Raw genomic sequence first — 25365 nt, 5'->3', positions numbered from 1 at the left:
GTGGGTGCCCGCGATTCGCCGGCGCTTTCCAGGCACCTTGGCCGGACTGGCAAGTCACAGCTTAGTGCTTGATTTCTCTCAAAAACTATTTTGAAACGACGCTGTCATAAGAAAAACAGGTGGGCTACACTTCTCCCACTCTTTTCATGAGGCTCAGAAAACGGTTTTATGGATTACATCCTCTCTTTCATTTCCGGTGGTTTGACGCAGGCCAGCTGGTGGCAGATCCTGGCCTTTACGTTGATCGTGACGCACATCACGATCGTGTCGGTCACGGTGTTCCTGCACCGCAGCCAGGCCCACCGGGGCCTCGATCTGCATCCCGCGGTCATGCATTTCTTCCGCTTCTGGCTTTGGATGACCACTGGCATGGTCACCAAGGAGTGGGTTGCGATCCATCGCAAGCACCACGCCAAGTGCGAAAAGGAAGGCGACCCGCATTCGCCCATGCTGTTCGGCATCTGGAAGGTGCTGTTCCGTGGCGCTGAACTGTACCGCCAGGAATCCGCCAACAAGGAAACCATGGCCAAGTTCGGCCACGGCACCCCTGACGACTGGATGGAGCGCAACGTCTACTCCAAGCACAGCCTGGCCGGCGTGCTGTTCATGCTGGCGATCGACATCGCGCTGTTCGGCGCCATCGGCCTGACCGTCTGGGCGGTGCAGATGGCCTGGATCCCCTTCTGGGCGGCTGGCGTGGTCAACGGCGTGGGCCACTACTGGGGCTATCGCAACTACAACAGCCCGGACACCAGCACCAACGTGTTCCCGTGGGGCATCATCATCGGTGGCGAAGAGCTGCACAACAACCACCATGCCCATGGCACCTCGGCCAAGTTCTCGGCCAAATGGTATGAGCTGGATATCGGTTGGGGCTACATCACCATCCTGCGCTGGCTCGGTCTGGCCAAGGTGAAGAAGGTCGCGCCCAAGCTGACCCTCGATCCGGATGCCAAGTCCATCGACCTGCGCACGCTGCAGGGCGTGATCACCCACCGCTACGAAGTCATGGCCCGCTATGCTGACCTGATCAAGCAGGCGGCGAGCGAGGAGCTGGCCAAGCTCAAGGGTTCGCGCAAGGGTACGGCCGACTGCAACTGGACGAGCCTCAAGCGTGCCCGCCGCACGCTGACCCGCAACGAGGACGTGTTGCAACCGGCCCAGCTGGCCGAGGTCGATCAGGTCATCGCCAAGAACGCCTCGCTGTCGACCTTGGTGCAGATGCGCCGCGAACTGGGCCGTCTGTGGGAAAGTTCCAGCGCCAGCAGCGAACAACTGCTGCATGATCTGCAGGCCTGGTGCCAGCGCGCCCAGCAAAGCGGCATCGCCGGGCTCGAGCAGTTTGCACTGCGTCTGCGCCGCTACGCGGCATGATGCTGGACAAGCTCAACCCGGAACAACGCGCCGCCGTCACCCTCGAACCGCTACATGCCCTGGTCCTGGCCGGGGCGGGTAGCGGCAAGACACGGGTTCTCACGACCCGCATGGCCTGGCTGATTCAAACCAGCCAGGCCAGTCCTTTTGGCATTCTGGCCGTTACCTTCACCAACAAGGCAGCCCGCGAGATGATGACTCGCATGGCGGCCACGTTGCCGATCGACACGCGCGGCATGTGGATCGGGACCTTTCACGGCCTGTGCAACCGCATGTTGCGCGCGCATCATCGTGATGCCGGCTTGCCGCAGACCTTCCAGATTCTCGATACGGCCGACCAGCTGGCTGCTATCAAGCGCCTGCTCAAGGCTCAGGGCATCGACGACGAGAAGTATCCGCCGCGCGACGTGCAGCGCTTCATCGCAGGTGCCAAGGAAGAAGGCCAGCGTCCGGACCAGGTCGAGGCCTGGGATGCCCATCGCCGCAAGCTGATCGAAATCTACCGGCTCTACGAAGCCCAGTGCCAGCGTGAGGGCGTGGTGGATTTTGCCGAGCTGCTGCTGCGCGCCTATGAATTGCTGAGCCGCAACGCGCCCGTGCGCGAGCACTATCAGCGCCGCTTCCGGCACATCCTGGTTGACGAGTTCCAGGATACCAATACCCTGCAATACAAGTGGCTCAAGCTGCTGGCAGGCGGCGGGGCAGCGATTTTCGCCGTGGGCGACGACGACCAGTCCATCTATGCCTTTCGCGGCGCCAATATCGGCAACATGGCCGATTTCGAGCGCGACTACGCTCAAGGGCGTGTCATCCGGCTGGAGCAGAACTACCGCTCCTTCGGCCACATCCTGGACGCGGCCAACGCGCTCATCGGCCACAACCAGGGCCGTCTGGGCAAGAATCTCTGGACCGACCAGGGCGAGGGCGAGCCGATCCGCGTGACCGAGCAGCCTTCCGACGGCATGGAGGCGCAATGGATCGTCGATGAAATCCGTGCCCTTATCCGCGAAGGCCGCCCGCGCAATGAAATCGCCGTACTGTATCGCAGCAACGCGCAATCGCGCGTGCTGGAGCACGCGCTGTTTTCCGCGGGCATCCCTTACAAGGTCTACGGCGGCCTGCGCTTTTTCGAGCGCCAGGAGATCAAGCACGCCCTGGCCTATCTGCGTCTGATCGCCAACCCCAACGATGACACCTCCTTCCTGCGGGTGGTGAACTTCCCGACCCGGGGGATCGGCGCGCGCACGCTGGAAAATCTGGCCGATGCTGCCGCCGGCGATGGCGGCAGCCTGTTCGGCGCGGTGGCCCGGGTGCCCGGCAAGGGCGGTGCCAATCTGGCCCAGTTCGCCACGCTGATCGGCCGCCTGGCGGCCGAGACGCGCGAGTTGCCCTTGCCCGAGATGGTCGAACACATCATCGAGGAAAGCGGCCTGAAGGCCCACTACCAGGCCGAGCGCGAGGGTGCCGAGCGGCTCGAGAACCTGCACGAACTCGTCACGGCGGCAGCGGTGTTTGCCGCCGAAGAGGGGGCCGAGGGCCTGCCGGCCGGCGTCGTGCCGCAAGGCGGGGCTGACGACGCGCTGATGCCGGGCGTGGTCGATGCGCCGGTCGCCGAGACCGCCGGCATGACGCCTCTGGCTGCGTTTCTGTCGCATGCCGCCCTGGAGGCGGGCGACAATCAGGCGCAGGCCGGCCAGGAAGCGGTGCAGCTCATGACCGTCCATGCCGCCAAGGGGCTGGAGTTCGACGCCGTCTTCATCACCGGTCTTGAAGAGGGGCTTTTCCCGCACGAGAACAGCATCCTCGAACCGGCCGGGCTCGAAGAAGAGCGCCGCCTGATGTATGTCGCCGTGACCCGGGCGCGCGAGCGTCTGTACCTGACCTTGGCGCAAAGCCGGATGCTGCACGGGCAGACGCGCTACGCCATGCGCTCGCGCTTTCTCGAAGAGATCCCGGACAGCCACCTCAAGTGGCTGACCCCGCGCGCCGGGGCAGCGGCCGCTTCGGGGTGGAGCGGCAATGCGGGTTCGGCCTGGGCAGGCAGGGGCGACGCCTTCGGGCGCCGCCAGACCGGCGCGGCAACGCCGCGTGCGCCGCGTGCCGGTTCCACCAGTGGAGTGACGGTCGGCGAGATCCAGTACCGGGTCGGGCAGGGCGTGAGCCATGCGCGCTTCGGTGAGGGCACCATCATCGGGCTGAGCGGCAATGGGCAGGATGCCCAGGCGCAGATCCAGTTCCGCGACGTCGGCACCAAGACGCTGGCGCTGGGTATCGCCAAGCTCGACATCCTGGCCTGATCCACGGGGCAGGCCGGCGGCTCAGCTGCCGGCCACGGCTGCATGGATCATGAAATCCCGAAAGGCAGCGGCCGCAGGTGCGAGGGCCTGCCCCGGCCGCCACAGCAGGCCGGCCTCCATGGGCGGGATGGCGTCGGCCAGCGGCGCCGATTCAATTTTCTTGCCTTCCAGCGACCACGGCCTAAACACCATGTCTGAAAGAATAGTGACGCCGAAGCCGTGCGCCACCAGACCACGCAGGGCTTCCATCGAGCGGGTGCGAAAGGCGATTCCGGGCCGCAAGCCGCGCGCCTCCCAGTAACTCAGTGCCGAGCGCTCTCCTTCGTCCATTTCCAGCAGGATGTAAGGCTGCGGCGCCACTTCCTGCAGTGTGATGGCTGGCTGCAGCAACAGAGGGTGGCCGCTGGCCGCCCACAGCTGGCGCCGCGAGCGCACCAGCACATGACGCGCCAGCGGGCTGTCCGGCGCCATGTTCGATAGCAGCGCCACCCCTAATTCGATCTCGCCGGCGGCCACAGCGGCCTCGATCTGCGGACGATCCATATCCACCAGATCCAGCACGACCTCCGGATAGCGACGCCGAAAGCGCGCCAGCAGCGCCGGCAGAAAATAGCCCAGCACCGTATAGGAGGCGGCGATGCGCACCACGCCGCGCAGCGCGTAGCGCTGGAAGCCCGGTTCGCTCAAGGCGTCATCCAGGGCGTCGAGGATTTCGCGTGCGCGCTGATGAAAATGATGGCCTTCGGGAGTCAGGCTCACCCCATGGGGGTGGCGTTCAAAGAGCTTGACTCCCAGGCGCGTCTCCAGCGCCTGCACGGCATTGGTCACCGCCGATTGAGAAACGTGTTCGTCGGCCGCCGCCATGGACAGCCGGCCGCTGCGGGCCGCGGCGGCAAAGTAGCGCAACTGGCGCAGCGTGACGTCCTTGCTCATGGCGTATGAATTCCGTTTATCGAATAACAGAGGTCAGAATATATCAATATACGATAGTGCCGGGCCTTCCTACACTCCGCTCAAACCTGTTCGGGATAAAGGAGAGAGACATGAATGCCCCGCTGTCGGCCGCCGCGGCCCAATCGCTGGCCGCCCTGGCCCCGGAGCGCCGCTATCTGAGCGGCACCCAGGCCCTGGTAACCCTGCCCATGTTGCAGCGTGACCGCGATCGCGCAGCCGGCTTGAATACCTCGGGCTATATCTCAGGGTATCGGGGCTCGCCCCTGGGCGGGCTGGACATGGCGCTCTGGAAGGCCCGCCAACAGCTGGCGGCGCAGGATCTGGTTTTCCAGCCCGGGCTGAACGAAGACCTGGCTGCCACCGCGGTCTGGGGCAGCCAGCAGGTGAATCTCTTTCCCGGCGCGACGCGCGATGGGGTGTTCGGCATGTGGTACGGCAAGGGGCCGGGAGTGGATCGTTCGATCGATGTGCTCAAGCACGCCAATGCCGCGGGCTCGGCCAGACATGGCGGTGTGTTGCTGCTGGCTGGCGACGATCATGCTGCCAAGTCCTCCTCGGTAGCGCATCAGTCTGAGCATGTGCTGATCGCCAGCGGCATTCCGGTGCTCTATCCCGCCAATGTGCAGGAATACCTCGATTACGGCCTGCACGGTTGGGCGATGAGCCGCTATACGGGCCTGTGGGTCGCCATGAAGTGCGTGACCGATGTGGTCGAGTCCAGCGCTTCGGTATGGGTCGATGCCCAGCGCTTGTCCATCGTCCTGCCTGACGGGGTGTTGCCCGAGGGTGGACTGAATATCCGCTGGCCCGACACGCCGCTGGCCCAGGAGGCCCGCCTGGTTGATCACAAATGGTATGCCGCGCTGGCCTACGTGCGCGCCAACCGGCTCAACCAGGTGGTGCTGGATTCGCCGCAGGCCCGTTTTGGGATCATGACGGCCGGCAAGGCTTACCTGGACGTGCGCCAGGCCCTCAATGACCTGGGCCTGGATGAGGATGCCTGTCGTGCCGCGGGTATCCGCCTCATGAAGGTCGGCTGCATCTGGCCGCTGGACGCCCAGGATGCGCGCGCCTTCGCCACCGGCCTGCAGGAAATCCTGGTGGTCGAAGAAAAGCGCCAGATTCTCGAGTACGCCCTCAAGGAGGAACTGTACAACTGGCGCGACGATGTGCGCCCGCGTGTGTTCGGCAAATTCGACGAGCGCGATAACGGGGGAGGAGAGTGGTCCGCTCCGCGTGGCCAGTGGCTGCTGCCGGCACGCTATGAACTGTCGCCCGCGATGATCGCGCGTGCGATCGCCGCGCGGCTGGACAAGGTGGATCTGCCCGAGGCGATCCGCGCGCGCATGGCTGCGCGTCTGGCGGTGATCCAGGCCAAGGAGCGCGAGGCGGCGCGCCCCATCGTGGTCGAAGAGCGCAAGCCGTGGTTCTGCTCCGGCTGCCCGCACAATACCTCGACCCGCGTGCCGGAAGGCTCGCGCGCCGTGGCCGGCATCGGTTGCCATTACATGGCAATGTGGATGGACCGCAACACCGACACCTTCAGCCAGATGGGCGGCGAAGGAGTGGCCTGGCTGGGCCAGAAGGATTTCACTGCCGAGCGGCATATTTTCGCCAACCTGGGAGACGGCACCTATTTCCACTCGGGCCTGCTGGCGATCCGTGCCGCTGTGGCGGCGCAGGCGCCCATCACCTACAAGATTCTTTATAACGATGCCGTCGCCATGACGGGCGGCCAGCCCATCGACGGTGTCCTGACCGTGCCGGGCATTGCTGCCCAGGTGCTTGCCGAAGGCGTCAAGCGTGTCGTGGTGGTGAGCGACGAACCGGAAAAGTACCAGGCAGGCCTGGCGCTGCCGGCGGCCGTGGCGGTGCATCATCGGCGCGAGTTGGATGCGGTGCAGCGCGACTTGCGCGAAATCGCCGGAACCACGGTCCTGATCTACGACCAGACCTGCGCCACCGAGAAGCGCCGCCGACGCAAGCGTGGCGATTATCCCGATCCGGCGCGGCGCGTGTTCATCAATGAAGCCGTCTGCGAGGGTTGCGGAGATTGCTCGGTGAAGTCGAACTGCCTGTCGGTCGAACCCTTGGAAACGCCGCTGGGAACCAAGCGGCGCGTGAACCAATCGTCATGCAACAAGGACTTCTCCTGCCTGGAAGGCTTCTGTCCCAGCTTCGTCACGGCCGAGGGGGCCAGCGTCAGGAAGCCGCAGGCCGCGGGGGCCGCAACGCCTCCGGATTTGCCCGAGCCGCAGTTCGCCAGGCTTGAAGACGGGCGCAGCTGCCGATTGGTGGTGGCCGGCGTCGGCGGCACGGGCGTGGTGACCATCGGAGCCCTGCTGGGCACGGCCGCCCACCTGGAAGGCAAGGGCGTCACGGTGCTGGATATGGCGGGGCTGGCCCAGAAGGGCGGCGCCGTGCTCAGCCACGTCCAGCTGGCCGCCCGCCCGCAAGACCTGCATGCCACGCGCGTGGCCCTGGGCGAAGCAGACCTGGTGATCGGCTGCGATGCACTGGTCGCGGCCTCGCCCGAAGTTCTTTCGCGGCTGCGCCCCAAGGGCGGGCGCGCCGTGGTCAACCGTAGCGCTGCGCCGACGGCGGCCTTTCTGTCCCAGCCCGACTGGAAATTCCCGGGCACCCAGGCGGAAGCCGCGCTGGCGCGGGCGGCTGATGGAGGCTGCGACTTCGTCGATGCCGGCCCGACCGCCGAGCGTTTGTTGGGCGACAGCATTTTCGCCAACCCCTTGCTGCTTGGTTTCGCCTGGCAACGCGGCGCCGTGCCACTGGCGCGCGCCAGTCTGCGGCGCGCCATCGAGATGAATGGCGTGGCGGTCGAGAAGAACCTGCAGGCATTTGAACTGGGTCGCCAGCTGGCCCATCGCGGCGAGTCGTCGCCCATGGCCGAGCACCGCGTTGCGATGCCGGAGTCGCTGGATGCCTTGATCGCACGGCTGGCCGGACATCTGCGCGGCTACCAGAACGCTGCCTATGCCGAGCGTTTCGTGCGCGCCGTCGATGCCGTGAGGCAGCGCGAAAGCAGCCAGGGCATGGGCCAGGAAATCACGCGCGCCGTGGCCCGCAACCTCGCCAAGCTGATGAGCTACAAGGATGAGTACGAAGTGGCCCGGTTGCACACGTCACCGGCTTTCCACGCAAGGCTGCGCGAACAGTTCGAAGGCGAGCCGGGCAAGGATTACCAGCTGGTCTTTCACCTTGCCCCGCCGCTCATGGGCGGGCAGCGCAAGCGCCGTTTCGGGCCGTGGGTCCAGCCGCTTTTCAAAGTGCTGGCCAGCCTGCGCGGCCTGCGCGGCAGTGTCTTTGACGTCTTCGGGCATACCGGGGAGCGGCGCATGGAGCGTGCCCTGATGAACGACTACCTGGCCTTGACCGAAGAGCTGGCAGCCAGCCTGCTACCCGAGCGCCGCGAGGCGGCCCGGGCGCTGGCCGAACTGCCCGCCGCCATCCGTGGCTACGGCCATGTCAAGGCAGCCAGCATCGAGCAGGCCGCCCGGCGACGTGAGGCGCTGCTGAAACAGTACCGGGCCTTGCATCCCTTGCGTCATGCGGCCTGATGCGGCCCCCGGCCGTGCAGGCCTGAACCTGCGCGGCCGGGTGGGCTGCCCTTGACGGGTGTGGCCCGGCAGCCCCTCTGAAAAACAGGCAGCGCAATTTCATCCGGCCTGGCATCGAGAGTCCAGGGAACCCGGGCTGTATTGCGAGTTACGGGTAAGCACCTATTAAAAAAAGGGAGGTGAAGTTTCAGACTGATGAAAACGCAGCAGGCAGTCTTGTAGTGCGGATTAGGTATGTAGCCCTGGAGCCGACATGTCGATCGCAGCAAGCAGTCTTCCTGAAAACGATGGTGCCTCCAATGCCTCCACATGGCTGGGCGAGGAAATCAAGAATCTCCGCCGCGCGCGAGGTTATTCCTTGCAGATGCTGTCGGACCGCTGTGGCAAGTCGATCGGCTATCTCAGCCAGCTCGAACGAGGGTTGACCACGCCGACCATCGGCGCGATGCAGGAAATCGCCCGCGCCCTCGATGTCCAGATCAGCTGGTTTTTTCCCAAAGGCAAACCGGAAGACCCGACCGACAGCGGCATCGTCGTGCGCTACGAGCAGCGTCGCCGCCTGTCATTCGACTCCGGCGCCGCCGATTACCTGCTTTCTCCCAGTCTTTCCGGCCAGCTTGAGTTGCTGGTCTGCATCCTTGAACCTGGATCCGACAGCGGACAGGCCTATTGCCATCGCGGCGAGGAGGCCGGGGTAGTGATCCAGGGAAACCTGGAATTATGGGTCGAGGATAAGCATTTTCTTCTGCAACCGGGCGACAGCTTCGCCTTCCTGAGTACGCAGCCGCATCGCTATCGCAACCCCGGGCTGGTGCCCACCGAAGTGGTCTGGGCAATTACGCCGCCGACGTATTAAGCCGTAGATGCATCCAAGCGCGACCCCCCGTTTTGGGCCCGGTTGCGTATCACGCCAAGAATTCGCTGTTTTTGCCGGTCCCGCGCCAGGCCTGTATGTAGCACGCCGCCTTCGGGATCCGTCTGGCCTGCGCGGCCGGACCCGTCGTTCAACGCTTTGTTGTGCTGATGAGGAAAACCGATGTTCCGGATCATTGTGCTGCGACTGCTGGTCGCCATTCCCGTGATGTTCGGCGTGCTGCTGCTGGGGTTTCTGTTGATGCAGGCCGGGCCTACCGACGCGGCAGTGGTCCGCGCCGGCCCCAATGCCACCGAGGATGTCATCAATGCCATCCGTCAGGAGATGGGCCTGGATAAGCCGCTTTACGTCCAGTTCGGGCTCTATGTCTGGCGTTTGATGCATGCGGATTTCGGCATTTCCCTCATCAACAACGTGCCGGTCATCAACGAGCTGATGCAGACCATCGGCCCGACGTTGGAACTGATGTTCGCCTCGCTCGTGTGGGCCATCCCGCTGGGTATCGGATTGGGCACGCTGGCTGCGCGCTATCAGCGCAGTCTGCTTGATCGCAGCGTGATGGCGTTCTCCGTCGCAGGCGTGTCGGTGCCGGTGTTTTTCATCGGCCTGCTGCTGGTGTGGGGGGTCGGGTTCAAACTGCAATGGTTGCCCTTCACGGGGCGGGCCGGGCCGCTCTGGACGCTTGACGGCCTGAAGGCCGTGATCTTGCCGGCATTGACCCTGGGCGGTGTGTTCGTCGGCCCCGTGGCCCGCATGACGCGCAGCGCCGTGGTCGATGTCCTGGGCGCCGATCATGTGCGCACGGCCCGTGCCAAGGGGCTGTCGGAGACGGTCGTCATGCTGCGGCATGCATTGCGCAACGCCATGATTCCGGTGGTGACCCTGCTGGGTCTGCAGATCGGGTTCCTGCTGGGCGGCGCGGTGGTAACCGAGACCATCTTCAGTTGGCCGGGTGTGGGTCGCCTGGCGGTCGGCGCGATTCTGTCGAGCGATTTTCCGATGGCGCAAGGCACCATCATCATCCTGGCCCTGGGCTTCATCGTCATCAACCTGACGGTGGATATCCTGTACACCGCGCTTGATCCGCGACTGCGCGGCTGAGGAGTCTGACATGAAATCGATCCTGAGCCTCGTCAAACCCGGTGCCGCCGCCACGACGGCGCACGGTCCCGCCAGCGATGCCGCAGCCTCTGCCAAAAAAGCTGAAGATGCCATTCCTGCGGCCCCGTCCACCCTGCAGTTGCTGATCCGCGATCCGGCCGGCGCCTTCGCTTTGACGTTGGTCATTCTGATCGTACTGGCTGCCGTGTTCGCACCCTGGCTGGCTCCCCAAGGCCCCTGGGACGGCGACATGGCCAACGCCCTGAAGGCGCCGGGCGAAGCCGGGTGGCTGGGCACGGATTCGCAGGGCCGGGACATGGTGTCGCGATTGCTCTTCGGGCTGCGCACGTCGATGCTGATGGCCACGGTGTCGGTGGTGGCAGGCTGTGGCGTGGGGGCGCTGGTCGGGCTGGCCGCTGCCTATTATCCGCCGGTCTCGGGCTTGCTCATGCGCCTGATGGACGTGCTGTTGTCTTTTCCCACGATTCTCTTCGGCCTGGCGATCGCAGCCGTGCTGGAACCCGGTCTGGGCGCGGTGGTGGTGGCGCTGTCGATTTCCTCGATCCCGCTTACGGCGCGCGTCGTGCGCGGCGCAGCCCTGGGTGTTCTGCAGCAGGAGTACATCGAAAGCGCCCGGGCGCTGGGCGTGAGCGATCTGCAGCTCTGGTGGCGTCACCTGATTCCAAACTGTCTGTCGCCGGTAATGGTGTTCGTCACCCTGCGCTTCGGCCAGGTGATTCTGCTCGGTGCGGCCCTTTCGTTCATCGGCCTTGGCGCGCAGCCGCCGATCGCAGAGCTGGGGGCCATGGCGTCGGAAGGGCGCAGCTTTCTCTTTTTCGCTCCACACGTCTCGGTGCTGCCGAGCCTGGTGATTTTCATTGTCGTGCTCGCCTTCAATCTGCTGGGCGATACCTTGCGCGACGTTCTCGACCCGAAGCTGCGCAAGTGATGCCGTTGCGCGGCCTCAGGCCGTCCATCGATAGGACAAGGGGTTTATCCATGAAAGTCTTCCACCCTGTTTCGCTGTTGGGCATGAGCGTTGCGGCCGCTGTCTTCAGCCTGCCGGCCATGGCCCAGAAGCCCACCACGATGACCGTGTTGCGCGTGGCCGATGCCGATACCTATGACCCCATCCGCACGACCTCCACGCGGATGGGCGAGGTGATGTTCATGCTGGCCGACACGCTGGTAGCGCTGGACTACGACTTGAAGACGGTGCGCCCGCTCCTGGCCGAAAAGTGGGAGGTCTCGGAGGACGGCAAGACCTATCGTTTCACCCTGCGCAAGGATGTGAAGTTCTGTGATGGCCGGCCTATGACTGCTGAAGACGTGGCCTATTCGCTCAAACGCCTGGCCGACCCGGAAAACAAGTCTCCGATACGCAACAAGGTAGGGCCGATCAAGGACGTCGTCGTCGTCGACGACTACACCATCGATTACGTCCTTTCGGCGCCTTTCAGCGACACGCTTTACCAGTTGAGCCTGCCGTTTACTTCCATCGTCGACCGGCATGCCGTCGAGAAGCTGGGCAAGAATTTCGGCACTCAGGGCTTTAACGGCACCGGCCCTTACTGCTGGGGCGGCTGGAGTCCGCGCCAGCAGCTGGTGCTGAACAAAAACCCGCATTACAACTGGGGGCCGCCTCTTTACCAGAACCCGGCGCCGCAGATCGACCAGATCATCTGGAAAGTGGTGCCCGAATCCAACACGCTTATGGCGGCGGTCCAGTCGCGTCAGGGCGACTCCAGCCAGAACGTGCCGACCTTCGCCTTGCAGAACATGCAGCGCATGCCGGGCATGCAGGTGCGTAATCAACCAGCTGCCATCGACGATTATTTCCTGGGCTTTCGCGTCAACAAACCCGTGATGAACGATCTCGCGGTGCGCAAGGCCATCAATGCCGCGCTGGACCGCGACACCATGGTCAAGGCGATCTACTTTGGCTTCGCGGATCCACGACGCAGCATGGCCAACCCGAACGCTGTCGACTATGACCCGGCGACGCTTGAACTGATGCCGGCCTACGATCCGCAGGCGGCAATGGCCATGCTCGAGGAAGCCGGCTGGAAGCCGGGCGCTGACGGCATCCGCGAAAAGGATGGCGTGCGGGCTTCCTTCCTGGTGTACGGCAGCCGCAACGATGTCACCGCACGTCTGGCCGAGAACATGCAGGCCAACTTGCGCAAAGTGGGCATCGACATGCGCATCCAGCTTTGGGACAACACGGCAGTATGGGGCAAGCTGGCGACGCAGGAGTTTGACGCCTTCATCATGAACCTGCCCTACATCACCGTCAGCGAGTGGGCCAATTTCTATTTCCGCAGTACGCAGATGCCCACGCCGAACCGGATGAACTGGGATGACAAGCAGACCGATGAGCTGGCCGCCCAGGCCTCGGCAGCCACAACCGAGGCGCAGCGCAAGGAAGCCACCAGTGCTTTGCAGCGCCGGCTCTCGGAGCAGGCGGTATGGGCGCCGCTGGTCAACGTGCAATTGTGGTCGGTCAGCAATGACAGGGTTGAGGGGGGCAAGCCGCATGGGTTGTACGGGGCGGCGCTCTACAAGGGGCTGGATATGCGAGTCAAGAACTGAGGAGCGCAGGAAAAATCATGACTATTACCGTGATCAAGAATGCCGAGTTCGTCGTGGCCTGGGATGCGCAGGCGGGGCGCCACACCTATCTGAAAGATGCCGATGTGGCCTTTGAGGGCAATGCCATCGTGCATGTCGGCAAAGACTACCGCCCGCCGCAAGGCAAGGCGGTGCAGATCCTGTCGGGGCAGGGCAGGATGGTGATGCCGGGGTTGGTCAACATTCATAGCCATCCGGCCAGCGAGCCGCTCAACAAGGGCTACACCGACGAGATCGGCTCTCCCGGCCTGTACAACTCGGGCCTGTATGAAATCATGCCCTTGATGCGAGGTGACGCCGAAGCGGCGCCTCACTGCCTGAATCAATCGCTGGGCGAGCTGCTTCTGAGCGGCGTGACCACGCTGGTGGATATGTCGGGCACGCACGAAACATGGATCGATGTGGCCGCCGACAGCGGCATGCGCGCCTGTATCGCGCCGCTGTTCAAGTCCGCTCGCTGGTTCACGCGCAATGGCCATCTGGTGGAGTACGAGTGGGACGAAGAAGCCGGCATGCGCAGCATGCAGGCTGCGCTGGACCTGGTCGACAAGGCCTGTGCGCACGAGAGCGGGCGTCTTTTCGGCATGGTCACGCCGGCGCAGGTCGACACCTGTACGCCCGAGCTGATCCAGACCAGCCACCAGGAGGCGCGCCGCCGTAACCTGTCCTGGCAGATCCATGCGGCGCAGTCGGTGCCCGAGTTCCACGAGATGACGCGCCGCCATGGCGTCACCCCCATCCAGTGGCTGCATTCCCTGGGCGTATTGCAGCCACGCAGCATTGTGGGCCACGGGATTTTTCTGGATGACCATCCGCGTGCAGCCTGGCACACGCGTAGCGATCTTGCCATCCTCGCAGAGACCCAGACGACGGTGGCGCACTGCCCCACCATCTTCATGCGCCGGGGCATGGCCTTGCGCGACTTCGGGCGCTATCGTCGCGCCGGCGTCAACATGGGCATCGGGACGGACTCGTATCCGCACAACATGATGGACGAGATGCGGCACGTGGGCTATCTGGCGCGCCTGATGGCTGATGATCCCCGCACCACGACCACCGCCGAGATATTCGATGCGGCGACGATCGGCGCGGCCAAAGCCTTGGGGCGCGACGACATCGGTCGGCTCGCGCCGGGAGCCAAAGCGGACATGGTGCTCGTGGACTTGCGTCATCCGATGATGAGCCCCTATCGCGATCCTGTGCGCAGCCTCATCTTCGCGGCCGGAGACCGCGCCGTGCACACGGTGTTCGTTGATGGGCGGAAAGTCGTTGAGGACGGAGAGGTGCTCACGATCGATCGCGCTGCCGCTGCGGCGGGGGTTCAGGCCGCGCAGCAGCGCGCCATCGCGAAGTTTCCCTCGCTCGACCTGGTGGCGCAACGTTCGATCGCGGAGGTCGCGCCGCTTACCTTCCCGCTGGGTTAGGAGCGCGACATGGAACCGGTCCTCGAGATCAAGAACCTGGTGACGGCTTTCGACACGCGGCTGGGCGAGGTCAGGGCGGTCGATGGCGTCAGTCTGCGGCTGGCGCCGGGCAAGACCTTGGGCATCGTGGGTGAAAGCGGCTCGGGAAAGAGCATGCTTTCCCTGTCGGTGATGGGGCTGGTTCCGCCGCCCGGAAGCGTGCGCCAGGGAGAAATCCTGCTGGAAGGTCGCGACTTGCGCACGCTGTCGGCGCGCCAATTGCGCGCCGTGCGCGGCAATCGCATCGCCATGGTGTTCCAGGAACCCATGACCAGCCTGAATCCGGTGCATACCGTCGGGTTCCAGATCATGGAGGCCGTGCGGGCGCATCATTCAGTTGCGCCAAGTGCGCTCAAGGAGATGGCCGTGGAGGCCTTGAGGCGGGTGAGGATCTCCGCGCCCGAGCGACGCTTCTCCGAGTATCCGCATCAGCTTTCGGGGGGCATGCGCCAGCGTGTGATGATCGCGATGGCCTTGGCCTGCCAGCCAGCGGTGCTGATCGCCGACGAGCCTACCACCGCCCTGGATGTCACCATTCAGGCCCAGATCCTGGGTTTGCTGCGCGACCTGCAACAGCAGACCGGCATGGCCATCATCCTCATCACGCATGATCTGGGAGTGGTGGCGCAGTGCGCCGATGATGTGGCGGTGATGTACGCGGGCAAGGTGGTCGAGACTGGCAGCGCGGCCGACATCTTCCAGGACACCCAGCATCCTTACACCCTTGGCCTGATGGCATCGCTGCCGCGCATGGACACCGATGTGGAGCGGCTGCTGACCATCAAGGGAACCGTGCCGCCGCCCTTCAACTACCCGCCGGGCTGCCGCTACAACCCACGCTGCCTGTTCGCCACGGACCGTTGCCTGCAGGAGGCGCCGGGCTTGCACGCGCTGGGCGGCGAGCATGGCGCGGCCTGCTGGAATGTGCCACTGGAGCTGCATCAATGAAACAACCATTGCTGGAACTCAAGGGGGTCTCGAAACACTATCCCGTTTACGATGGCCAGATTTTCCGCAAGCAGGTCGCTGCCGTGCAGGCGGTCGATCATATCGACCTGACGTTGATGCGCGGCGAGACGCTGGCTATCGTGGGCGAGACGGGTTGCGGCAAGTCCACCACTGCGCGGCTGGCCATGCGCCTGATCGAACCCACCGCAGGTGAAATCTTCTTTGACGGTCAGGACATCACGCGCGCTACGCGCGCACAGATGAACCCCCTTCGCCGCCGCATGCAGATCGTATTTCAGGACCCCTACGCCAGCCTGAACCCGCGCATGACGATCGGGGAAATCCTGGCCGAGCCCTTACGGGTGCATCAGGTGGGCGATGCCGCGTCGCAGGCGCGCAAGGTCGACGAGTTGCTGCGGCTGGTCGATCTGGCGCCATATCACGCACAGCGCTACCCGCATCAGTTTTCCGGTGGTCAGCGGCAGCGTGTCGGCATTGCACGGGCGCTGGCCTTGTCGCCCGAGCTCATCGTCTGCGATGAACCGGTATCGGCGCTCGACGTGTCGATCCAGGCGCAGATCGTCAACCTGCTCAAGGATCTGCAGCGTCGCTTCGATTTTTCCTATCTGTTCATCTCGCATGGCCTGGCGGTCGTGCGCCATATCGCCGATCGCGTCGCGGTGATGTATCTGGGCCAACTGGTGGAAATCGGCAGCAAGGAGGACATCTACGCCAATCCTCGGCATCCGTACACGCAGGCGCTGCTGGCGGCCGCGCCCGACCCCAATCCGGCGGCTCGTCACGACAAACCGCCGGTGCTGGGTGACATTCCCAGTGTTCTGCACCCGCCCAGCGGCTGCCGGTTTCACACGCGTTGTCCCATGGCGCAAGAGCGGTGCAAGGCCGAGAAGCCGCTCCTGCAATCCTATGAAGAGGGGCATGCGGTAGCCTGCCATTTCGTTCAGGAGGTACCCATGTATCGGGCGCACTATCACGCACAGCAACCCAGCGCGGGCCTGGCAGCGCGCCAGGCTCTGTACGCTGCGCGCCGGCAGGCCGCCTGACGTCATGGCGGCCGTGTCCCGAGTGGCGTGCGCAGGCCCGGTCGACATCGAACTGGGCAAGGGAGTGGGGCACATGATGGTTTCCATCGTGGCCTTCACACTGATGAATGCGTTGGCCAAACTGGCGTTGGAACACTATCCCTTTGGGCAGCTGGTTTTTCTGCGCAGCGGCATTGCCTTGCTGCCGTTACTCGGAATCTTGGCCTGGCAGGGCAACTGGGCGGTTTTGCGCCAGGGGCCGGCGGGGACACTTTTCTGGCTCAGTGCGCTGGTGGTCGGGTCCATGCTGGCGGGCTTCTGGTCATATCACTTGCTGCCTTTTGCGGATGCCACGTTCTATTCTTTCATCGGTCCGCTCATCATTACCGCGCTGTCGGCGCCGATGCTGGGTGAACGCATCGGCCGACGGCGTTGGGCTGCGGTGTTGCTGGGGTTTGGCGGCGTCGTGTTGATCACGCCGCCGGGGCAGAGCTTGTTGGGGATGGGGGTGCTGGTGGCCTTGCTGAGCGCCACGCTCTATAGCGTGGGGATGGTGCTGACGCGACGCTCCAGCAGCCTCGTTCATCCGACGGCGGTAGTGTTCTACTTCACCTTGCTGGCGACGGTGGTCGGCGCGCTATGGCTGCCTTGGGGCTGGGTGTGGCCGGACGCCTGGGGCTGGACGGTGATGGGGGGGGCGGGCCTGGCGGGCTGCGTGGGCCAGTACGCGCAAACGCAGGCGTTTCGCATGGCGCCGCCTTCGATCTGCGGCGCGCTGAGCTACAGCCGCATCGTGCTGGCGGTGATCATTGGCTATCTGGTGTGGTGGGAAGTGCCTTCGACGATCACGCTGCTGGGCAGCGCGATCGTGGTGGCCTGCGGGCTCTATCTGATTTTTCATGAGTCGCGCTTGCGCGCCAGATAGGCAACCATGACGACTTTACAGGGTGCGCAGAAAGGCTTCCAGGGCCCGCAGTTCATCGGCATTGAGCGACAGCGGCTGGATCAGGGGTGACTTGGGGGCACGCAGGCCCTCCACGGCAGGCGCGTCGGGCGGCATGCCGGCGTTGTACATGCGCAGCAGGCCGTCCAGGCGCGGGAAAATGCCGTTGTGCATCCATGGCCCGGCCTGCGCGACCTGTCGGAGACTGGGCGTACGGAAGGTGCCGGCATCGGCCGGGTCGCGCGTGATTTCGTAGCGCCCCAGATCCTGGTTGCGCCGCCCCAGAAAACTCAGGCCAATGTTGTGAAAGCGCTGGTCGGTCAGCAGCGGCCCGTGATGGCATTGCATGCAGCGCGCCTGGTTGCGAAACAGATGCAGGCCGATGACTTCCTGGTCGGTATAGGCCTGATTGTCGCCGGCGATGAAGGCGTCAAAGCGTGTGGCGGGCGGACGCCGGCTGGCCACATGGGCAGCCAGGGCCCGGGCCATTTTGGCAGCGCTGACGCCCGTTTCGCCGAACGCTTCGGAAAATGCCGTCTGGAATTCGGGCAGGGCGGCCAGCCGCGCCGTGGCCGAGGCAGCATCGTGGTTCATTTCACGGGGGTCCGAGATCGGCATCAGGACTTGTTGCCACAGGTCATTGGCTCGCCCATCCCAGAACAGCAAGGGGGCAAAAGGCGCGCCATACAGGGGCATGGAACGACGCCGGCCCATCAGGCCGTCTTCTCCGATGGCCAGCGGGCGGCCGTCGCCCAGGGCGCGCTGCGGCTGATGACAACTGGCACAGGCGATACGGCCCGAACGCGACAGGCGCGGCTCGGCAAACAGACGTGCGCCCAGCGCACGGATCTCGGGACGGGCGATATCCCGGGCCAGGGGGGAGCGCACGGCATTGTCGGGCAGCCAGCTGCGGGCAGCGTCCAATGGGGGGATGGGGCCCCATTCCTGCCAGGCGACGCCCGCATCGACGGCCGGTGGCGGCCAGGCGTGCACCGGCCCCTGGTACTGTCGGCGCAGACAGCTGGCATCCCAGGTCTGGTCGGCGTGGCGGCAGGGCTCGGCCGCCGCCACGCCGGTGAGGGCCCAGGCTGCCAGCCAGCCGGCCAGCAGGCAAAGACGTCGGGCGGCTTTCAAAACTGGTAGCCCGCCTGCAGCCAGATCTCGCGACCGCTGCGATACAGGCTCAGGTCATTGCGGCGGTTGGGGTGGGTGGCAGTCAGCCTGGGCATCCGGTTGAGCACGTTGAGCACATCCACCGACAGGGTCAGACCGGGCACGAAATTCGGTTCCCAGGTCAGGCGCGTGTCCCAGGTCAGGTGCGAAGGCACGCCTGCCGATTCGTAGCGAGGCAGGTACTCCGGTGCGCTGCCCGGGCCGAGGTAGAACACGTCCTTGCGGCGGCCTTTCCAGTTCAGGGTGTTGTCCCACATGAGGCCGGCGCGCGGCCAGCGGCCGGTCAGCGTCAGGTGCGCGGCGCGGGGCAGATTGAAGTTGCCTGGCGGCAACTCGCTGGCGCGCATGCGCTTGCCGTTATAGATCAGGTAGTCGTCCGGCTCGGCTGCCGAGTCTTCGTAGCCCTTGATCAGGTCCAGGTTGCGCTGGCTGCGTTGGTGGCTGAGACTGGCTCGCGCCGTCCAGTAGCCTTGGGCAAAGCGCCAGGGTTCCAGGGTCGCCAGCGTGAGGCTGTAGGTTTCGCTGCGGGAGCGGCCATTGTTGACGTACTCATAGCCCTCGGCGCTGCTGCCCTGCTTGCTGATCTGGTCGCGACCGTTGCGGCGCACGAAGGAGAGTGTGCCTTCCAGGTTGCCCAGGCGCTGGCGCAGGCTCAACGACCATTCGTCGTCATAAGGCGTGGCAAGGCCGTCGTAGCGCGTGATGATGCGTTGTTGCGTGGGTGGCACCGGATTGCCGTAGCGATCCAGCACCTGGCGCTTCAGGCGGCTGATGTCCTCCTGCAGGGCCAGGTTCAGGATTTCCCCGCCATGGTAGCGGGCCCAGCCGGCGCTCAGCACCGTGTTGCCGTTGCCCAGCGCGTCCCAGTCCAGGCGCGAGCGTGGCGAAATATTGGTATTGCCCAGCAGCGTGTCCCGGTCCACGCGGGCGCTGGCCGTCAGGCTCAGGCGCTGCCATTGCACCCGGTCGGAGACATACAGACCCATGGTGTAGTACTGGCGATTGACCGTGCCAGGCAGGTACTGCACCTTGGAGGACTGGTGGACGCTGCCATCCGGTTTATGCAGCGCCGAGTAGCTGTACAGCTCGCTGTGGCGCTTGAAGTTGAAATCCACCCGCGAGGCTTGCACGCCGCCGTACAGCCAGTGCTGCAGCGGGCCGGTCTGCAGTGGATCCAGGTCCAGCCGGGCCGACAGACCCAGCGTTTTCTGGTTCTTGTCTTCATTGCCGAAGCCGCCGGTGGTGTATTGCGGCGTGCGGTCGGCGAAGCGGTGCGTCACGAACTCGGTCAGGTCGGATTCCCGGCGGATGCGGTAGCTTTCCCAGTTGGCCTGGACCTGCAGGCGGGCGCGGTCGAAGCCATGTTCGAGGTTCCAGCCGACGCCCTGTGCCTGTTGGCGGTGGCGCCATACGGTATCGCGAAAGAAGTCGCTCACCAGCTCCTCGCGCCGGTCGCTCAGCTTGACGGAAAGATCGGAGACCGTGTCCGCACCCAGGCGCAGCGAGAACTTGCCCAGCACATTGTCGATGCGATCGTTGTGGTCTTCCTGTGTCGTCTGGTAGGGGTCGTGTGCGGCGCCCATGCGATAGCGGCTGATGGCAGATTCGCGCCGGGAGGCGGAGATCACGGCGCCGAAGTCCTCGCTGAAGGCAAGATCGGTATTGAGCGTGTAGAAGCGTTTTTTCCAGTGGGGGGCATAGCCGGGCTTGCCCAGCGCCCAGTCCTTCTGGTCCCCCTCGGCCACATGCTGGCGCGTCATGTTTGAGCTGTTCCAGCGATAACTGGCGGACACGTGGTTTTCCCCGCTGGCGCGCCGCAGCTTGGCGTCGACGACCCCGCCGGTGAACTGTCCATACTCGATCGGCACGGCGCTGTCATAGACCTTCACCTGGTCGATGAGAGCGGTATCGACGTAGTAGGCCTGGGTATTGCCGGGGATATTCCCAATCTTCAGGTTGAGGTTCTTGCTGGCCGGATCCAGTCGGTTGCTGGCGTTCACGCCGTCGATCTGAAACAGGTTTTGATAAGGGCTGGCGCCATGAAAGGAAATGTCTTCCTGCGCCAGCGAGCCACGGTTGGCACTGGCGCTGGCCGAGCCGCTGGTGCGTACGGATGGCAAGGTGGCGACCAGATCGCTGATGTCGCGATTGGCGCTCGGCGTGGCGGCGATTTCCTCCTGCGTGAAAATGCGCTCGTCGGGCGCGGCCTGCACTGTGATGGCGGGCATGACCGCGATGCGGTCGGGATGGATGCGGTAACGGCCGCTGCCGTCCGCTGTGGCGCTCAGACCGCTGCCGCGCAGCAGCTGGGCCAGGGCCGCGGCGGGCGTGTACCGGCCGCGCAGTTCGGCGGCACGCAGGCCACGTACCTGGGCGGGCACGAAACTGATCTGCATGCTGGTCTGCTGGCCCAGCAACAGCAGGGCGCTGTCCAGCGGTTGGGCAGCAATGTCGATCGCCAAAGTGGCGGCATGTGCCGGGGCGCACAGGCAGATCAGCGGCAGCAGGGCGGCGGACAGGCGCCGGATTGGGAAAGCAGACATGAGGGTGAGGTTCCTGGGGCAATGAAACGGATTGCCCCTAAGACGTTCTGGCGGCGGCTTTCCCTCATGGTCAAATCAATGAGTATTTTTTATTTGAAAATAGGAATCGTTTATATTTTTCTATTGAACAATGAGCAAACCTGGAAGGCGGCGCAGCCGTACCGCACGCGAAGCCAACAGGAACGACAGCGCTTCACGGGCATCGGCAATGGCCACCGTGCCTGAAACTCGCAGCTCGCGCGCCTTGCCCAGCACGATGATGGCCTGGCCGCTGTAGCGGGCCAGCTCGGCGGCAGCCTGGGCCAGTGGCATATCGTCAAAGCTAGCCAGGCCCTGGCTCCAGGCGGGCGCAGGACCGGCCGGCGCATCGGCTTGCGACAGCTTGCCGTCGTCGATGCGCACGCGCTGGCCCGGCGATACGATGACCCGGCGCAGCGGCTGACAACTGAGGCAGTCGACAGCCACCTCATGCTCGTAGACGGTGACGCCGGTGCCATGGCTGCCCGTCTGGACGGAAAATCGTGTGCCCAGTGCGGTGGCCGTGGCGTGCCGGGTGACCACCCGCAACGCGGCCTGGCCGGGCTGGCGTGCGCGGGCCTGGATGTAGACCTTGCCATGCAGCAGTTCGAGGGTGCGCTGCCCGGCGTTGAACGTCAGGGCGATGGCCGACTCCGCGTCCAGGATCGCGGTGGAGCCGTCGGGCAGGGCCACGCTGCGGATGGCGTGGCCGCTGCGGTAGTCGGCCCGCCAGGTGGAGGGCGGCGGCGCGAACCAGACGGCGGCCACGGCCAATGCCAGGAAAGCGGCGCTGGCCGCGCCTGGCCGGCTGCGTTTGCGCAATTTGCGGCGGTCGACCTCGCCGATGTGGCGCCACAACTGGTGCAGGCGGTCGTAGGCGGCCGCATGCTGTTCGCTGGCCTGATACCAACTCCGGAATTGCTGATGAGCGGCCTCGTCCATGTCGGCGCCGCTCTGGCGCACGACCCATCGCGAGGCTTCTTCGAGCGCGCGGGCATTCATACGGCAAACACCTGTTCGCAGGCCAGCAGGATGCGCATCATGTGTTTCTCCACTGCGCTGGTGGAGATGTTCAGGCGCTCGGCGATATCGCGATAGGCATAGCCATCGTGGCGGTGCATCACGAAGATTTCCAGGCTGCGCGTGGGCTGGCTGCGCAGGGCGCGCTCCAGGCGGGCCAGGGTCTGGCGCGCGCAGGCGACGTCGAGGGTGTCGCACTCCTGGGCGGACAGTTGCAGGCTGGCGTAACGGGCGTGGGCGTCGCGCTCGCGTGCCCGGGCGCGATGCCAATCCATGGCGATGTTGGCGGCGGTGCGAAACAGGTAGGCGCGCGGATTGTCCGGCCGTATCCGGGCATCATGGTGATGCAGGCGCAGCCAGGTGTCCTGGGCACAATCCTGGGCGGTGTCGCGCGAGCCGGTGCGCGAGGAAAGAAACCCCAGCAGTTCGCGGTAATGGCGAAGAAAGGTATCTGTCAGCGTCGGCATCGGCGAGGAGCTTGGTGTACATACAAATGATAATGGTTTGCATTATATCTGTTGCGACAGCCTCCGGCACAAATGAACAGGCCCGCCATGGGCGGGCCTGTCACTGACGTTGCGCGGCCGGTCAGACGGCGGCGTCCTGCTCCAGCGCTTCCAGCGAGGTCTGGATCTCCAGCCAGTCTTCTTCGAGCTGGGCCATGCGCTTGCCCAGTTCGCCATGCTCGGCCATGACCTGCTGCCTTTCGTTGCGGCGGGCATCGCTGTACAGGTCGGCGTCGGCGATCAGGGTGTCGAGCGCCTGCAGGCGCTGGCGCAAGGTCTCCATCTCGGCTTCGACCTTGTTCAGACGGCTTTGCAGCGGCTTGCGTAAAGTCGCCAGTTTCTGGCGCTGTTCCGCTTCCTGACGGCGTTGTGCCTTGCGATCCGGGACTGCGCTGTCGCGCGGCGCGGCCGCCTCGGCGCGGGCCTGGGCGTTGCGGGCATTGAGCCAGTCGCGGTAGTCCTCCAGGTCGCCGTCGAACTCGCTGACCTGGCCATCGGCCACGATCCAGAAGCTGTCGACCGTCGTGCGCAGCAGGTGGCGGTCGTGGGAAACGAGCAGCATGCTGCCGGAGAACTCGGCGAGGGCCGCGGCCAGCGCTTCGCGGGTTTCCACGTCAAGGTGGTTGCTCGGCTCGTCCAGCAGCAGCAGGTTGGGTTTCTGCCAGACGATCAGCGACAGGGCCAGACGCGCCTTCTCGCCACCGGACATCGGGCCTACCTTGCCATTGACCGTGTCGCCCGAGAAACCGAAGCCGCCCAGATAGTTGCGCAACTCCTGTTCGCGCGCCTGCGGCGCCAGGCGGGCCAGGTGCTGCAAGGGCGTACCGTCCAGGTCCAGCATATCGAGCTGGTGCTGATGGAAGTAGCCGATGGCCAGGCCCTTGGAGGCGCGGCGTTCGCCCGCCTGCACCGGCAATTCCTCGGCCAACGTTTTGACCAGGGTACTTTTACCGGCGCCGTTGGCGCCCAGCACGCCGATGCGTGCGCCGGCGCGCACCATCAGGGTGACCTGGTCCAGAATGGCGACGGCTTGCCCGGCCGCATCGGTATAACCGGCAGCCACCTTGTCCAGCACCAGCAGCGGATCCGGCGTGTGCTCCGGCGATGGGATGTGAATGTCTATGCCGGCTTCGGCATGCAAGGGGGCCAGGGCCTCCATGCGGGCCAGCGCCTTGACCCGGCTCTGGGCTTGCTTGGCCTTCGAGGCCTTGGCCTTGAAGCGATCGATGAATCCTTGCAGGCGGGCAGTTTCGCGCGCCTGGCGCTCATGGGCGAGGCTTGCCTGGCGCAGTCGCTCGGCGCGCTGCGTCAGAAAGTCCTGGTAGCCGCCGCGATAGCGGATCAGCTTGCCATGATCGAAGTGCAGGATGCTGCGCGCCACCGCGTCCAGGAACTCGGTGTCGTGGGAGATCAGCAGCACGGTGCCCGGATAGGCAGCCAGCCACTTCTCCAGCCACAGCATGGCATCCAGATCCAGGTGGTTGGTGGGCTCGTCCAGCAGCAACAGCTCGGACGGCGCCATCAGCGCCCGCGCCAGGGCCAGGCGCATGCGCCAGCCGCCCGAAAAACTGGCTACCGGCTTGAGCCATTCGTCGGGGGCGAAGCCCAGGCCTGCCAGCAATTGCTCGGCACGCGAATTCGCGCTCCAGACGTCAGCCTCGGCCAGCGCGGCCTCCAGCTCGGCGATGCGGTCGCCCTGGTCATCCGGAGTGGCGGCGCGCTGCGCCTGCAACTCGCGCAGGTGCGTATCGCCATCGATGACGAACTCGCGCGCCGGCCGGTCATCGGCGGCGATTTCCTGCTGCACGCTTGCGATGCGCCAGCCGGCGGGCAGATCGAGATTGCCGGCATCCTGATCGAGCTCGCCCGTCAGCAAGGCGAACAAGGTCGACTTGCCGGCGCCGTTCTTGCCAACGAATCCGACACGCTCGCCCGGGTTCACAACGAATTCCGCGTCATCGAGCAGCACTTTGGTGCCGCGGCGCAGGGTCAATCCAGAAGCTCGTATCACAACAACTGTTCGCGGGTCAGCAGCAGCAACTGATCCGAGGATTCCTCGGTCGCCAGCCACATGGGTTCAAGGTGGGGGAAAGCAGCTTCGAAATGCGCGCGTTCATGGCCGATCTCCAGTACCAGGAAACCTTCGGGCGACAGGTACTGCGGCGCGGCCTGCAGGATGCGCCGCACCAGATCCATGCCGTCTTCGCCGCCGGCTAGCGCCAGGAAAGGCTCCGCCCGGTACTCGGCGGGCAGGGCATCCATGGATTGGCTGTTGACGTACGGCGGGTTGCACAGGATCACGTCATACTCGGCCTCGGGCAGCGCGGTGAAGAGATTGCTCTGATGCAGGGTCAGGCGATCCTCGAGCTGGTAGTCCTGGACGTTGCGGCGCGCCACATCGAGCGCATCGGCCGACAGGTCGACGGCATCGACGGTCGCAAAGGGAAAGGCCAGGGCAGCCAGAATGGCCAGGCACCCCGAACCGGTGCACATGTCGAGCACGCGCGAAACCGCTTGCGGATCGCCAACCCACGGCGCCAGACCTTCGTCGAGCAGTTCGGCGATGGGCGAACGCGGCACGATCACGCGCTGATCCACATAGAAGCGATGTCCGCGCAGCCAGGCTTCCTGGGTCAGGTAAGCGGCCGGCACGCGTTGCGCGACGCGCCGGTCGATCAGATCCAGCACGCGCTGGCGCTCTTTGGCCAGCACGCGCGCGTCCAGGAAGGGATCGAGCAGATCGGGCGGCAGATGCAGCCCGTGCAGCACCAGATAGACGGCCTCGTCCCAGGTGTTGTCGCTGCCATGACCCAGCGCGATCTGGCTGGCGTGAAAGCGCGATACCGCGTAGCGGATCAGGTCGCGCAGGGTTTGCAATTCTTGGCGATCGGTAGACGACATG

18 protein-coding genes are annotated in these 25365 nt (G+C 64.9%); 11 read left to right on the top strand and 7 right to left on the bottom strand.

The features are described from left to right. Positions 1-168 precede the first annotated feature (168 nt). Both A7V84_RS20040 and A7V84_RS20035 read left to right on the top strand, forming a co-directional pair. Entirely contained in the window at positions 169-1374 is a 1206-nt protein-coding gene (locus A7V84_RS20040; protein WP_025517624.1) for a DesA family fatty acid desaturase, read from the top strand. Then, positions 1371-3671, top strand: a complete 2301-nt coding sequence (locus A7V84_RS20035; protein ID WP_025517623.1) for a UvrD-helicase domain-containing protein — start codon at positions 1371-1373, stop codon at positions 3669-3671. The genes A7V84_RS20040 and A7V84_RS20035 overlap by 4 nt, the downstream gene beginning before the upstream one ends. Positions 3672-3692: 21 nt before the next feature. Here A7V84_RS20035 and A7V84_RS20030 read toward each other — a convergent pair whose 3' ends face one another. Continuing rightward, positions 3693-4604 carry a LysR substrate-binding domain-containing protein gene (locus tag A7V84_RS20030; RefSeq protein WP_063492083.1) on the bottom strand — a complete coding sequence of 304 codons (912 nt, stop codon included), beginning with the start codon at positions 4602-4604 and terminating at the stop codon, positions 3693-3695. A gap of 110 nt (positions 4605-4714) precedes the next feature. On the opposite strand from A7V84_RS20030, the gene A7V84_RS20025 reads away from it, so the two are divergent. The 9 genes from A7V84_RS20025 to A7V84_RS19985 all read left to right on the top strand — a co-directional run bounded on the left by A7V84_RS20025 (position 4715) and on the right by A7V84_RS19985 (position 17185). Beyond that, complete coding sequence (locus tag A7V84_RS20025; RefSeq protein ID WP_033533981.1) at positions 4715-8200, top strand: indolepyruvate ferredoxin oxidoreductase family protein; 3486 nt, start codon at positions 4715-4717, stop codon at positions 8198-8200. A 253-nt stretch (positions 8201-8453) separates the two neighbouring features. Beyond that, positions 8454-9056, top strand: a complete 603-nt coding sequence (locus A7V84_RS20020; RefSeq protein WP_025517619.1) for a cupin domain-containing protein — start codon at positions 8454-8456, stop codon at positions 9054-9056. A gap of 180 nt (positions 9057-9236) precedes the next feature. After that, a complete protein-coding gene (locus A7V84_RS20015) occupies positions 9237-10175 on the top strand; it encodes an ABC transporter permease (protein WP_025517617.1) in 939 nt (312 codons plus the stop codon). A gap of 10 nt (positions 10176-10185) precedes the next feature. Next, on the top strand, positions 10186-11124 hold the full coding sequence (locus A7V84_RS20010) for an ABC transporter permease (protein WP_025517615.1): 939 nt from the start codon (positions 10186-10188) through the stop codon (positions 11122-11124). Positions 11125-11174: 50 nt separating this feature from the next. Continuing rightward, positions 11175-12767: an ABC transporter substrate-binding protein gene (locus tag A7V84_RS20005; RefSeq protein WP_025517614.1), complete on the top strand. Its 1593-nt coding sequence runs from the start codon at positions 11175-11177 to the stop codon at positions 12765-12767. 17 nt (positions 12768-12784) lie between these two features. Further along, complete coding sequence (locus A7V84_RS20000; protein WP_025517612.1) at positions 12785-14230, top strand: amidohydrolase family protein; 1446 nt, start codon at positions 12785-12787, stop codon at positions 14228-14230. 9 nt (positions 14231-14239) lie between these two features. Beyond that, complete coding sequence (locus tag A7V84_RS19995; RefSeq protein ID WP_025517610.1) at positions 14240-15217, top strand: ABC transporter ATP-binding protein; 978 nt, start codon at positions 14240-14242, stop codon at positions 15215-15217. After that, on the top strand, positions 15214-16281 hold the full coding sequence (locus tag A7V84_RS19990) for an ABC transporter ATP-binding protein (RefSeq protein WP_063492084.1): 1068 nt from the start codon (positions 15214-15216) through the stop codon (positions 16279-16281). The genes A7V84_RS19995 and A7V84_RS19990 overlap by 4 nt, the downstream gene beginning before the upstream one ends. 73 nt (positions 16282-16354) lie before the next feature. Further along, entirely contained in the window at positions 16355-17185 is an 831-nt protein-coding gene (locus tag A7V84_RS19985; RefSeq protein WP_063940031.1) for a DMT family transporter, read from the top strand. 15 nt (positions 17186-17200) lie between these two features. On the opposite strand, the gene A7V84_RS19980 is transcribed toward A7V84_RS19985, so the two are convergent. From A7V84_RS19980 to prmB, 6 genes are all read right to left on the bottom strand, one after another. Then, on the bottom strand, positions 17201-18337 hold the full coding sequence (locus A7V84_RS19980; protein ID WP_115638894.1) for a cytochrome-c peroxidase: 1137 nt from the start codon (positions 18335-18337) through the stop codon (positions 17201-17203). Further along, positions 18334-20919 carry a TonB-dependent receptor gene (locus tag A7V84_RS19975; protein ID WP_063492086.1) on the bottom strand — a complete coding sequence of 862 codons (2586 nt, stop codon included), beginning with the start codon at positions 20917-20919 and terminating at the stop codon, positions 18334-18336. The genes A7V84_RS19980 and A7V84_RS19975 overlap by 4 nt, the downstream gene beginning before the upstream one ends. Positions 20920-21039: 120 nt before the next feature. Then, a complete protein-coding gene (locus A7V84_RS19970) occupies positions 21040-21939 on the bottom strand; it encodes a FecR family protein (RefSeq protein WP_025517601.1) in 900 nt (299 codons plus the stop codon). Beyond that, positions 21936-22424 carry an RNA polymerase sigma factor gene (locus A7V84_RS19965; RefSeq protein WP_063492087.1) on the bottom strand — a complete coding sequence of 163 codons (489 nt, stop codon included), beginning with the start codon at positions 22422-22424 and terminating at the stop codon, positions 21936-21938. Before A7V84_RS19965 ends, A7V84_RS19970 begins: the two co-directional genes overlap by 4 nt. 121 nt (positions 22425-22545) lie before the next feature. Further along, complete coding sequence (locus A7V84_RS19960) at positions 22546-24474, bottom strand: ABC-F family ATP-binding cassette domain-containing protein (RefSeq protein ID WP_115638893.1); 1929 nt, start codon at positions 24472-24474, stop codon at positions 22546-22548. Next, on the bottom strand, positions 24471-25364 hold the full coding sequence (gene prmB, locus A7V84_RS19955) for a 50S ribosomal protein L3 N(5)-glutamine methyltransferase (protein ID WP_063492089.1): 894 nt from the start codon (positions 25362-25364) through the stop codon (positions 24471-24473). Before prmB ends, A7V84_RS19960 begins: the two co-directional genes overlap by 4 nt. Position 25365: the final 1 nt, after the last annotated feature.

It is taken from the genome of Bordetella trematum (genome assembly GCF_900078335.1).
Lineage (GTDB): Bacteria > Pseudomonadota > Gammaproteobacteria > Burkholderiales > Burkholderiaceae_B > Bordetella > Bordetella trematum.
This window is presented reverse-complemented; position numbering and strand designations above follow the sequence as displayed.

Coding starts and splice junctions, on each gene's coding strand:
- A7V84_RS20030 (WP_063492083.1), bottom strand. CDS start 4,604: ATGAGCAAGGACGTCACGCTGCGCCAGTTGCGCTACTTTGCCGCCGCG.
- A7V84_RS20040 (WP_025517624.1), top strand. CDS start 169: ATGGATTACATCCTCTCTTTCATTTCCGGTGGTTTGACGCAGGCCAGC.
- prmB (WP_063492089.1), bottom strand. CDS start 25,364: ATGTCGTCTACCGATCGCCAAGAATTGCAAACCCTGCGCGACCTGATC.
- A7V84_RS20020 (WP_025517619.1), top strand. CDS start 8,454: ATGTCGATCGCAGCAAGCAGTCTTCCTGAAAACGATGGTGCCTCCAAT.
- A7V84_RS20025 (WP_033533981.1), top strand. CDS start 4,715: ATGAATGCCCCGCTGTCGGCCGCCGCGGCCCAATCGCTGGCCGCCCTG.
- A7V84_RS19965 (WP_063492087.1), bottom strand. CDS start 22,424: ATGCCGACGCTGACAGATACCTTTCTTCGCCATTACCGCGAACTGCTG.
- A7V84_RS20015 (WP_025517617.1), top strand. CDS start 9,237: ATGTTCCGGATCATTGTGCTGCGACTGCTGGTCGCCATTCCCGTGATG.
- A7V84_RS20035 (WP_025517623.1), top strand. CDS start 1,371: ATGATGCTGGACAAGCTCAACCCGGAACAACGCGCCGCCGTCACCCTC.
- A7V84_RS19975 (WP_063492086.1), bottom strand. CDS start 20,919: ATGTCTGCTTTCCCAATCCGGCGCCTGTCCGCCGCCCTGCTGCCGCTG.
- A7V84_RS19995 (WP_025517610.1), top strand. CDS start 14,240: ATGGAACCGGTCCTCGAGATCAAGAACCTGGTGACGGCTTTCGACACG.
- A7V84_RS20000 (WP_025517612.1), top strand. CDS start 12,785: ATGACTATTACCGTGATCAAGAATGCCGAGTTCGTCGTGGCCTGGGAT.
- A7V84_RS19990 (WP_063492084.1), top strand. CDS start 15,214: ATGAAACAACCATTGCTGGAACTCAAGGGGGTCTCGAAACACTATCCC.
- A7V84_RS20010 (WP_025517615.1), top strand. CDS start 10,186: ATGAAATCGATCCTGAGCCTCGTCAAACCCGGTGCCGCCGCCACGACG.
- A7V84_RS19985 (WP_063940031.1), top strand. CDS start 16,355: ATGATGGTTTCCATCGTGGCCTTCACACTGATGAATGCGTTGGCCAAA.
- A7V84_RS20005 (WP_025517614.1), top strand. CDS start 11,175: ATGAAAGTCTTCCACCCTGTTTCGCTGTTGGGCATGAGCGTTGCGGCC.
- A7V84_RS19970 (WP_025517601.1), bottom strand. CDS start 21,939: ATGAATGCCCGCGCGCTCGAAGAAGCCTCGCGATGGGTCGTGCGCCAG.